Below are 10,936 nucleotides of genomic sequence, written 5' to 3'. Positions count from 1 at the left end.
AGCGTCGTCGGGGCCGATTCCGTCCCGGCCGCACTGTCCGTGCCGTTCGGCGCCACGTACAGCGTGTCGCCCGGCGGGTTCGGCGTGGGGCTGAGGGTGGGGGTGGGTGTGGGCGAAGGTGACGGACCGCCGGTGGTGACGAGCACGTCGTCGAACGCGGCCGAGGAGGACAGGGTTTGCAGGCCGATACGGCCGGTGGTGGCCAGTGAACCGGTGGCCGTGGCGAACGGTGTGCCGTCGACGCTGGCACTGACGGTCGATCCACTGGTGGTGATGGACAGCGTGTACCAGGTGCCTGCCGTCACGGTGCGGGAGGCGGTGCCGAGCACGGTGTAGGAGCTGCCGTTGACCGCTTGCAGTTGCACCTTGTTTCCGGGCAGCAGGGCCAGCCGGTAGAACTTCGTGGCCGACGCGGCTCGTGCCAGCAGGCCGACGGTCGCGTTGCCGCCCAGGCTCAACGGCTTGACCCTGGCCTGGACGGTGTAGTCGCTCCAGCCGGTTCCCGGGCCCGCGAACTGGCGGGCGTTGCCGCTGCCGGCGTTGGCCTGGCGCAGGACCTTGCTGCCGTCGGTCACGATGGACCAGTCGCCGCCGGACTTCGACCAGCCGCTCAGCGAGCCGCTTTCGAAATCGTCGCTGAACGCCGTGGCGGCGTTCGCCGGGGCGACGGTGGTGCCGGTGGTGACGGCCACGACGGCCAGGGCGGTGAGCCCCGCCGCCAGCGCGGTCGCACGCCAGCGATGGCAATGACGAAATGGCGCGGATAACTTCACGGTCTGCCTTCCTGTGAACGGAGGGGATCTGTTCGTGGCGATCCGGCCGGGTTCCAGCCGTCGACGCCGGACAGGTAGTGCTGTGTGGTGTAACTGACGGCCTGGCGGGCGGCCGGTGAGAGGTCGAGCCCGTTGCCTGTGACGCCTGAGCCTGGGCTGGTGCTGCGGTACTCGCAGGCCCGGCTACGGGTCCACAGGTTTTGGGCATGTTCGTCCATGACTGGGCGGTGCCGAGGAGGCGTCGAGCACCGTCGCGGATGATCAGAGCAGCGTTGAGCTGCTGCGGTCACTCTGGGTGCTCGATACGCGCGAGGCAGGGGCTACGCCGGTTCAGGTGCCGAGGGTGGTCTACGGGCCGGTGACTCGGCTGCGGGGAGGCGTGATCGGTCTCACGACATTCTGTTCCTTTCTCGTGGGGACGACCTGGTGAGACATCGGGTTGATCGGTTCTGGAACGTGGCGTGACAGGGGTGCGGCCGCCGGTGCCGGGGGGTTTCGAGCAGCCTGACGCTGATGCGTCGGGCACATGATGAGGACCGGCGAAGAAAGTGGCGGAGATGCGGTGCCGTTCGACACGCGTTACGGCCGGCCGGGATCCGGCACGTCATCGCGGTTCGGCGGTGAGGCATCTCACGTGGCACACCGGCCAGTGGTGAGGGAAGGGATCCCGGCGATGCCCTCACGCGGTTCGGGGATGCGCCCTCACTGTAAGGAGCCACCTTAATTAGAGTCAATGGCTTTCGGTTATCTATTTGTTTCGCGGATTACCCTAAAGCGACACCCTGTCGTAACGCGGCTTCGACCTCGGATGCGCTCCTGTCGTCGCAGGTCAAGGCCAGGGGGTGCGCGTGGTCGCCGCGGGCGCGCAGACCTCAGCCCGCTCTTGCGGCCGGCCGCACACGTCGCGGCCGCACCGTCGGAGCGCATGACTCCGCGGTACGAGCTCGCGGTCAAGGAGCCTGCCGGTGTCACCTGCCGCGGCGTTGCGGCGATGGCGGGGTGTGCGGTTCCCCGTGCCGCAGCCCGTCGCGCCCGCGATGGGACTCCCATGGCGCACCCGCCCCGGGCGAGGGCCGGGAATGCGGCTTGACCTGGCCGGATGATGAATCGGCTTCGTCGCGGCAACGGAGAGCTTCTCCTCGTCCCCGCTCTGTGCTTAAATGCGGTAAGCGCTTTCCCGGCGATGTCCGCGTCCCAGATGAGGAGGTCTGAAGGGTCGTCCCCCAGAGCGTGAGGGGTTCAAGATCACTTTACGATGACCGGCCCGCACGTCCCGCGCCGTGGGTAAGGGTCGGCGAGGAGAGCGGAGGAACGCGTCGGGGGCGGCCCCGTGCCCGCGGGGATGGTCCCGCGCTCTCGTCGATGCGAGGACGGGGTGCTTCCCGTGTGTCCTCGGGCGGGAGCGCGATGATTTCGTGTTCTTCGCACTTGTGGGTGGGAATTGAGTTCAGGGCGGCGGCGTCCAGGCCGCCGGTCTTCCAGGCGAACGTGGCGCGGGAACGGTCGAGGGCGAACAGCAGCATCTCGACTTCGCCGGCGGTCAGGGACGGCTCGTTGATGACGGTGTCGTCGGTCATGGTCGGCATGCTGGGGCCGGTCCCGGACGTTTTCCTTGTCGGGTGGACGGCCGCCGAAGAGAAGCCGACCGGCTGTTCCCCGTTCTCCGTTACTCGACTACTCGACGTCGAAGCGCCGGAAACTCGCCCATCCCGCCTTTCCCGCGGCGAACAGGCCGAGGACGGCGCCCACCCACTGTCCCGGTACGGCGTCGAAGATCCCTCCGGTGCCGAAACGGCATCGTCCGCCGGTGTCCACCTCGACGCTGAGCTCGGCTTCGGGCTGTCGCAGGGGCTTTGGGGGAACCAGGTCGCGTTCGGGTTTTCCCGGCCCGGCCGCGCGGCAGGCCAGCATGGGTCCGTCGGCGGTGAGTTCCACTCCGAGCCAGGCGTAGGCGTTTCCGCAGATCACCAGCCCGGCCCGCGAGCCGAGCCCGGCCCGCAGCGTTAGTCGCGTGCGTGCCGCGAACGGCGCGGCGGGCAACCGCTGTGCCAGCACCGTGCCGCGTTCGCGCAGGTCGTCGGGACCGGGCAGGCAGGCCAGCGCCAGCGTCCCGCCTCCGACGCGCCACCAGTCGGGGCTGGGGTTGACCGGCCAGTGCCACTGCGGCCGCAACAGGAAGCTCTGGAAGGAGTCGCTCGTGGCCGTCACGGCCGCCGGGAACCCGCCGACAGGCTTGCTCCCGCCGGGCACGGGTTCGCCGTCGGCGCCCAGGACCGGCCAGCCGTCCTCGGCCCAGCGCATGGGTTGCAGGTGCACCACCCGCCCGAAGGGCCCGCGGTCCTGGAAATGCAGGAACCAGTCGGACCCGTCCGCGGTGTCCACCCAGGCGCCCTGATGCGGGCCGTTGACATCGGTGCCGCCCTGGCGCAGCACGATCCGGTCGGTGTAGGGCCCCGCGATGTCGCGGGAGCGGAAGACGGACTGCCAGCCGCGGGCCACACCTCCGGCCGGCGCGAAGATCCAGTAGTACCCGTCACGCCGGTAGACCTTGGGTCCCTCCAACGTCCGGTAGCCCGGTAGCAGGTCCCCGTCGATGATCACCTGCCCGTCGTCGAGCAACCGCTGTCCGTCGGGGCTCATGCGGTGCAACGTCAGCCGGTTGTTCACCCCGGCGCGGCTCCTGGCCCACGCGTGGACGAGATAGGCATTGCCGTCGTCGTCCCAGAACGGGCACGGGTCGATGAGGCCGAGACCGGGCTTGAGCAGGTGGGGGCTGCTCCATGGGCCGCGCGGGTCGCTTGTCGTGACGACGTGAACGCCCCGGTCGGGGTCGCCGTAGAAGATCCAGAATCGGCCGTCGTGGTGGCGCAGGGAAGGCGCCCACACCCGGCCTCCGGGCTCCGGTGTGGTCAGACCCTCCAGCCGGGGCAGGGCGTGGCCGAGGATGGTCCAGTTGACCAGGTCCCGCGAGTGCAGGATGGGCAGGCCGGGCACCTTGGAGAAGCTGGAGGCGGTCAGGTAGAAGTCATGTCCCACCCGGATGACGTCGGGGTCGGACCAGTCGGCGTTCAGCACCGGGTTGCGGTAGGTGCCATCCCCCAGGTCAGGCTGCCAAGGGCTCATCTGTTCACCGCTTCGTGTTCGTATGACGGATCGAGGCCGGCAAGACGCGGGGCGCTGGAGGAGCCGCCCGGCGGCGGGGTCATCCCCGCCGCCGGGCGGGCCGAGCCTCGCACGCCGTTGTGCGAGGCTCGGCTCAGCGTTCCTCAGGTGCCGATGTTGGCCTGCGGGCCGGTGTAGGCCCGCAGAAGGTTCGGCACGTCGGCCGTGGGGTCGAGGGTGTAGGAGTAGAAGCTCCTGGGGTCGAAGGCGGTGCCCTTCTCCTTCACCTTGCCGCTGCCCCAGTTGCTGTTGACCACGGTGTTGCCGCGCTGCACCAGTTCGCCGGCCTCGACGTAGTAGGGGTCCTTGACGGTGTCGAAGTAGCTGTTCTCGATGACCGCCTTGGTCAGGCCGCGCACGAAGTGGCCGTACCCGGTGACGTTCTGCAGGTAGTTGTTGTACAGGTGCAGGTTGGCGATGTTGTCGGCGCTGGGGTTGCGTGAGTTGGTGTTCTGGAACCAGTTGTGGTGGATCGTGATCTGCGAGGTGACGTTGTCGGTCCAGCCGATGCCGAAGGTCTTGTTGTTCTCGGCGAAGTGGTTCCAGGACACGGTGAGGTTCGTGGTGTCCTTGCGGCTGTCGAGGAGTCCGTCGTTCATCCTGGTCAGCCGGTTGTGGTCGATCCAGATGTGGTCGGCGGTGTCGATCTGGATGGCGTCGTAGTCGTAGGAGTCATCGCCCGGGTCGTCATCGGGCATCCGGGTGTCGCGGATGGTCAGGTTACGGATGATCACGTTGCTGACGCCGGCCTTGAGGAAGAAGCCGCCCCCGACGATCTCGCCGCTGGTGCCGACGCCGATGACGGTCTTGTTCGAGGCCACCCGCAGTTCGGTGCCCTTGGGGGTGATGTCGATCGTGCCCGCGACCTTGATGATGTACGGCTCGACGGCCGTGACGTAGCGGTTGAGGTCGGTCTGGTTGGTGACGGTGACGGTCTGACCGCCCGCGCCGCCGGTGGTGGGCCCGCGGCCGAGGCCGGGCAGGGCCGCGAAACCGTCAGGGGTGGAGGGCCAGGTCCGGGGCCCGGTCGGCGTGGGGGTCGGCGTCGGTGTGGGGGTGGGGGTGGGGTTCTGGGTGGTCGGCCGCTGGAACGTCCAGCGCTGGCCGGCGACGGTGGCGCAGGTCTGCTGGGTGACGGCTCCGCCGGAGGAGCCGGCCAGGCACAGGCCGTTGGTGGCGACGATCTGGTAGAGGCCGCCGGCCTGGCCGGTGAAGGTCCACTGCTGGTTGGGCTTGTCACCGCTGCCGCAGCCCCACTGCTGGATCTGCGTGCCGGGCGAGGAGCTGGCGCCGGTCACGTCGAGGCAGCGGCCGCTGTTGACGTTGACGAGCTTGAAGCGGCCCCCGCTGGAGGCGACCACCCGGAAGTGCTGCCAGGTGGCGGTGGCCGCCGCGCAGGCACCCTGCTGCAGCTTGGCACCGTTGGCGGTCCCGTGATCCTCGATCTCGGCGCACGCGCCGCTCTGGTCGCCGACGAGCTGGTAGACGCCGCCGGCGACGGGTGCCTCGCCGGCCGAGGCCCCGGCGGGGGTGATGATCGCGATGATGGCGAGGGCCGCGAGTAACAGCAGGGCCGCGGCGGCCGCCGCGGTGCCGCCGCGGCGGCGGCGGAGGGGTGGGGCGAACGATGTCACGAGGTGGTCTTCCTTTCCGGGGGCGTGGCTCTGGGGCACGGCGGATCCGTGGCACCGGCCGAGGCCGGACGTCGTGGTGTGACGGCCGGGCGGTCCGTCGTGACGTTCACCGCGTGGGGCCGGTGCGGTGGTGACGTTGAGGAGCCCGGTCTGCCTCTGAGGGGATCTCGGAGGCCGGGGCGATGTCACGGAGAACTGCACGTGGCTTCACCGCATCGATAAGGCGCAAATGTTGACAAAGCCCTCGACAACGGGAGGCGCGCCCTCACTGTAAGGAGAGCGGTAATTAGAGTCAATGGCTTTCGGTAATCATTTGTTTCTTCGATTGACGTAACCTGAAACGCTGTCGTAACGTGACTTTCGACATCAGGCGTGCGCCCCGCCACCGCGGGTCGCCGCTGTCGGAAAGACGCGAACGACCACCGTGGGAGCGACCTGCCCGCCCCGCTTCTACGGGCGGCGGCACGCGTCACGACCCCTGGAGCACGGCCGACCCCCGCCGTGATCCGGCCGTCAAAGGTACGCCGACCCGCGTCGCCTCCCTCACCGTCACCGCGCCGGTACACGCCCGCGTCCCTCCCGGGCCGGCCCGATGACCCGACACCCCCCAGAAACCACACGCCGTGACGCCGGCTCACCGGCACCTCGCGAAGGGACTGCGCTCCGATGACCGATCGACCCGCACGAATGGCCGGCGCCCGATTAAGCCGCCGCGATCTGATGAGAACGGCCGGGCTGTCCGGTCTCGCCCTGGGCCTGACCGCCTGCGGCCGTGGATTCGGCGGTGGCGGCGCCGATCCCGGGGCCGGTGGCGTTCAACTGAACATGGTCTGGTGGGGTGACGCCGCCAGAGCGCAGAAGACCCAGGCCGCGCTGGACATCTTCACGAAGAAGAACCCCGGCGTCACCGTGAAGACCGAATACCAGGACAGCGGCCCGTACAAGGACAAGCTGGCGACCCGCTTCGCCGCGGGCAATCCGCCGGATCTGATGATGATGCGCATGGACAGCCTGCGCGAGTACGCCGACCGGGGAGCACTGCTCGACCTCAACGCGCACACCGGCGCCGTCGACCTGTCCGGGCTGAGCGAGGGCGCCCGGTCGCTGTCGACCGTCGGCGACAAGGTCTTCGGCATCCCCTCCGGCCTGAACACCCTCGGCTTCGTCGTCAACAAGACCGTGACCGAGAAGTACGGCGTGAAAATCCCGGACGGCGATACCTGGAGCTGGGAGGACCTGGCCACCTTCGCGCGAGAGATCTCCACGGCCAGCGGCAAGAAGGTCTACGGCACCGGATTCGACGCCGACACTCTGGCCAACGTCATCACCTTCACCCGCCAGCGCGGGGAGGAGTTCTTCACCGAGGACGGCAAGCTGGGCGTCAGCGAGGCCACGATCGTCGCCTGGTTCGAGATGTTCGGAGCGATGCGGGACGAGGGCGGCTACCCGCCCGCCGGTTTCTTCGAGAACGTCGGCTCCTCGGCCGAGCAGTCGTATCTGGCCAAGGGCACGGTGGCCTCCCAGATCATCCCCACCAACAACTTCCTGGCCTACAACGCTGCGGCCGGCGGCAACCTGGCCCTGCTCCGGATGCCCGGCGAAACCACCGGCAAGCGGCGCGGGCAGTCGATCGACACCCCGGCACTGTGGTCGATCGCGGCCGCCTCCAAGCATTCCGCCCAGACACTGAAACTGCTCAACTTCCTCATCAACGACCCGGACGCCTCCAGAGCGACCGGCACCACCCGGGGCGTGCCGGCCAACACGAAGGTGGCCGGTGAGATCAAGGCGTCCCTGCCGCCCGACGACCAGGTCGCCACCGACTACCTCGTCCGCCTGCAGAAGGAGGAACTGCCGCGCGCCTACGCCTACCCTCCGGGTGCCAGCAGCATCGCCTCAACCCTGGAGTCGATCGCCGCCGAGGTCGAGTTCAAGCGGCAGACCCCCCAGCAGGCCGCCACCGCGATCGTCGAGGCGGGCAGGAAGGCGCTCGGCGGGTGACGCACGCGAGACGCCCGCCGGGCGAGGAGAGCGCGCCGGGCCGCGCCCTTCTGGATCGCTCGATCCCCAACACGCCGGCGGACGCCGCGCCCGGGCCCGCGAACCAGCAGGAGGCGGCCCGGCGCGGTGGGCCGCGGCGGCGCTCCAAGCCGCCCCAGGACCATGCCGGCTATCTGTTCCTGCTGCCCTGGTTCGCCGGGATGCTGTTCACCGTCATCCCGTTCTTCGCCTCCCTGTACCTGGCGTTCACCGACTACAACCTCCTCAACACGCCACGGTGGGCCGGCCTGGACAACTTCGCGCAGATGCTGCGCGACCCGGTGCTGCACCAGTCGCTGAAGGTCACCTTCATCTACACGTTCGTGTCGGTGCCGCTGTCTCTGGTCGCGGCGCTGGCAGTGGCCATGCTGCTCAACCGTGGCGTCCGAGGGCTGCCCGTCTACCGGGCGATCTTCTACCTGCCCTCCCTGCTCGGCGGCAGCGTCGCCGTCGTCCTGCTGTGGCGCTACATCTTCGGCCTCGACGGCGTCGTGAACGGGTTTCTCGGCTGGTTCGGGGTCGAGGGCCCCGGCTGGACGTCCGACCCTGACTACGCCCTGACCACGCTGATCGTCCTGCACATCTGGACCTTCGGCTCACCCATGGTGATCTTCCTGGCGGGGCTGCGACAGATCCCGGGCATGTACTACGAGGCCGCCGCCATCGACGGCGCCTCCCGGTGGCAGCGGTTCCGCTCGATCACCTTGCCACTGCTGAGCCCGATCATCTTCTTCAACCTGATCCAGTCCCTGATCTCGTCTTTTCAGACCTTCACCCAGGGATTCATCATGAGCGGCGGCACCGGCGGACCGGCCAACTCCACCCTGTTCTACAACCTGTACCTCTACCAGCAGGGCTTCTCCCAGTTCAACATGGGCTACGCCTCGGCCATGGCCTGGATGCTGCTGGTGATCATCGCGGCGTTCACCGCGATCAACTTCCTGGCCGCGAAGTACTGGGTCTTCTACGACAACTGAGGTCACGTCATGTCGATCGCCACCCCGGCCCCGCCCTCGCCGGAAGAGGACAGCTTCGTCGAGCGCGTGGGCAGGACCCGCCGATCCCGGTACGCCAAGCACATACTGCTGTGCCTGGTCGGCGCGGTCATGATGTACCCCCTGCTGTGGATGATCTCCAGCTCGCTCAAACCCGACGAGCTGATCTTCACCGATCTGTCGTTGTGGCCGGCCACGGTGGACGTGAGCAACTACATCGACGGCTGGACCGCCCTGGAGCAGCCGTTCACCGTCTATCTGGTCAACTCGCTGGTGATCGTCGTGCTGAGCATCGTCGGGAACCTGGTCTCCTGCTCGCTGGCGGCCTACGGCTTCGCCCGGCTGAAGTTCACCGGCCGCAAACTGTTCTTCACCCTGATGCTCGGCACCATGATGCTGCCCGGTCACGTGCTGCTGGTGCCGCAGTACATCGTCTTCGCCAACCTGGGCTGGCTCAACACCTACTACCCGCTGCTGGTGCCCAACTTCCTGGCCACCAACGCGTTCTACATCTTCTTGATGGTGCAGTTCATGCGCGCCCTGCCCAAGGAACTCGACGACGCCGCCCGCATCGACGGCTGCGGACCGTTTCGCACCTTCTGGAAAGTCATCATGCCGCTGTGCCTGCCCGCGTTCGCCACCACGGCGATCTTCACCTTCATCTCGGTGTGGAACGAGTTCTTCGGCCCGCTGATCTACCTGACCGACTCCGAGCTCTACACCGTGCCGCTGGCCCTGCGGCAGTTCATCGACTCCGAAGGCCAGTCGCAGTGGGGGCAGATGTTCGCCATGTCCTTCCTGTCGCTCGCCCCGGTCATCGGGTTCTTCATCGCCGGCCAGAAGTACCTGGTCAAGGGCATCGCCACCACCGGCCTGAAATAGCATCTGGGAGGATTTCCCGCTCATGCCCCATCATCAGGGACCGGCAGGACGCCGGTACGCGTTCGTCGGCACCGGATCGCGCGCCCGCATGTATCTGGAGGCGCTGCTCGGCCCGTACGCCGACGTCGGGTACCCGGTGGCCTTCTGCGACACCAACGAGGTGCGCATGGCCTACTATGACCGCCTCGTCGCCGAAGCCCGGCCGGATCTGCGGATCTCCCACCACCCCGCCGACCGGTTCGGGCGGATGCTCACGCGCGAGCGCCCCGACGTCGTGGTCGTCACCTCACCGGACGCCACCCACGCCGACTACATCAGCCAGGCGCTGCGCCACGGCGCGGACGTGGTGGTGGAGAAACCGCTGACCGTGGACGTCGCCGGGCTGCGGCAGATCCAGGACGCGCTCGCCGCGAGTACCGCGCAGCTAACCGTCACCTTCAACTACCGCTACTCGCCGCGCAACACCCTGGTGCGCCGGCTCCTCGCTGACGGCGCCATCGGCGAGGTCACCTCGGTGGCGTTCGAATGGTGCCTGGACACCGTGCACGGCGCCGACTACTTCCGCAGGTGGCATCGCGACAAGGCCGTCTCCGGCGGCCTGCTGGTCCACAAGGCGACCCACCACTTCGACCTGGTCAACTGGTGGCTGGCCGACACGCCCGCCGTCGTGTTCGCCCGCGGCGGCCTGCGTTTCTACGGCGCCGACAACGCCCGCGAGCGGGGCCTGGGGCCGCGGCCGGAGCGCAGCAGGGACGCCGTCGGCTCAGCCGACCCGTTCGCGCTCGACATCCTCGCCGACGACCGGCTGCGCCGGCTCTACTACGACGGCGAACACCTGGACGGCTACACCCGCGACCGCGACGTCTTCTCCGAGGGCATCACCATCGAAGACAACCTCAATGTCGTAGTCGGCTACCGTCGCGGCGCGTCGATGTCATACACCCTGCACGCGCACAGCCCATGGGAGGGGTACCGTGTCGCGATCAACGGAACCGAGGGGCGCATCGAACTCGACGTCGTCGAGCGCGCGCACGTCGAACCCGACACGGCCGGCGCGACGATCGGCGCCGCCACCGCCCCGCGCGCCGTCTCCCGGACCGCAGAAGCCGTCGCGGACCCCGGCGCCGCCGAGGATGACCACCGTGATGGGCGGGAGCAGCCGCGCACGAGGGGGGCGCGGCTGCTCCTGCAACGCCACTGGGAGCGCGCCATGCTGGTACCGATTCCCACCGCCCGGGGCGGACACGGAGGAGGCGACGCGATGCTGCTCGACGATGTGTTCCGCACTCCTGCCGGGGACCCGCTGCACCGGCAGGCCGGATTCGCCGACGGCGCGGCGAGCGTCATGGTCGGCATCGCGGGCAACGAGTCGCTGCGCACCGCGCAGGCGGTGTGCCTCGACGACCTCGGGCTGTCACCGGCTCCCGCGGCCGATCGCCGCTGAACAACG

8 protein-coding genes are annotated in these 10,936 nt (G+C 68.7%); 4 read left to right on the top strand and 4 right to left on the bottom strand.

The genetic code is table 11. From position 1 onward, the window contains the following. The 4 genes from ACTOQ3_RS26460 to ACTOQ3_RS26445 form a co-directional block, all read right to left on the bottom strand. Positions 1-773: family 16 glycoside hydrolase (locus tag ACTOQ3_RS26460; protein ID WP_440086060.1), on the bottom strand; the 773-nt coding region annotated here is incomplete at its 3' end. A 1,250-nt stretch (positions 774-2,023) separates the two neighbouring features. After that, positions 2,024-2,350: a hypothetical protein gene (locus ACTOQ3_RS26455; protein WP_440086059.1), complete on the bottom strand. Its 327-nt coding sequence runs from the start codon at positions 2,348-2,350 to the stop codon at positions 2,024-2,026. A gap of 97 nt (positions 2,351-2,447) precedes the next feature. Next, positions 2,448-3,896 carry a family 43 glycosylhydrolase gene (locus ACTOQ3_RS26450; RefSeq protein WP_440086058.1) on the bottom strand — a complete coding sequence of 483 codons (1,449 nt, stop codon included), beginning with the start codon at positions 3,894-3,896 and terminating at the stop codon, positions 2,448-2,450. Between the two features lie 143 nt (positions 3,897-4,039). Continuing rightward, on the bottom strand, positions 4,040-5,569 hold the full coding sequence (locus ACTOQ3_RS26445) for an RICIN domain-containing protein (protein ID WP_440086057.1): 1,530 nt from the start codon (positions 5,567-5,569) through the stop codon (positions 4,040-4,042). Positions 5,570-6,289: 720 nt separating this feature from the next. Here ACTOQ3_RS26445 and ACTOQ3_RS26440 point away from each other — a divergent pair. The 4 genes from ACTOQ3_RS26440 to ACTOQ3_RS26425 are packed head-to-tail and all read left to right on the top strand — an operon-like array spanning position 6,290 to position 10,930. Next, positions 6,290-7,570, top strand: a complete 1,281-nt coding sequence (locus tag ACTOQ3_RS26440) for an ABC transporter substrate-binding protein (RefSeq protein WP_440086056.1) — start codon at positions 6,290-6,292, stop codon at positions 7,568-7,570. A gap of 50 nt (positions 7,571-7,620) precedes the next feature. Then, positions 7,621-8,586 carry a carbohydrate ABC transporter permease gene (locus tag ACTOQ3_RS26435; protein WP_440086072.1) on the top strand — a complete coding sequence of 322 codons (966 nt, stop codon included), beginning with the start codon at positions 7,621-7,623 and terminating at the stop codon, positions 8,584-8,586. A gap of 9 nt (positions 8,587-8,595) precedes the next feature. Then, on the top strand, positions 8,596-9,486 hold the full coding sequence (locus ACTOQ3_RS26430) for a carbohydrate ABC transporter permease (protein ID WP_440086055.1): 891 nt from the start codon (positions 8,596-8,598) through the stop codon (positions 9,484-9,486). A gap of 22 nt (positions 9,487-9,508) precedes the next feature. After that, on the top strand, positions 9,509-10,930 hold the full coding sequence (locus ACTOQ3_RS26425) for a Gfo/Idh/MocA family protein (RefSeq protein WP_440086054.1): 1,422 nt from the start codon (positions 9,509-9,511) through the stop codon (positions 10,928-10,930). Positions 10,931-10,936 lie beyond the last annotated feature (6 nt).

This window comes from Streptosporangium sp. LJ11, from assembly GCF_051918945.1.
GTDB lineage: Bacteria > Actinomycetota > Actinomycetes > Streptosporangiales > Streptosporangiaceae > Streptosporangium.
This window is presented reverse-complemented; position numbering and strand designations above follow the sequence as displayed.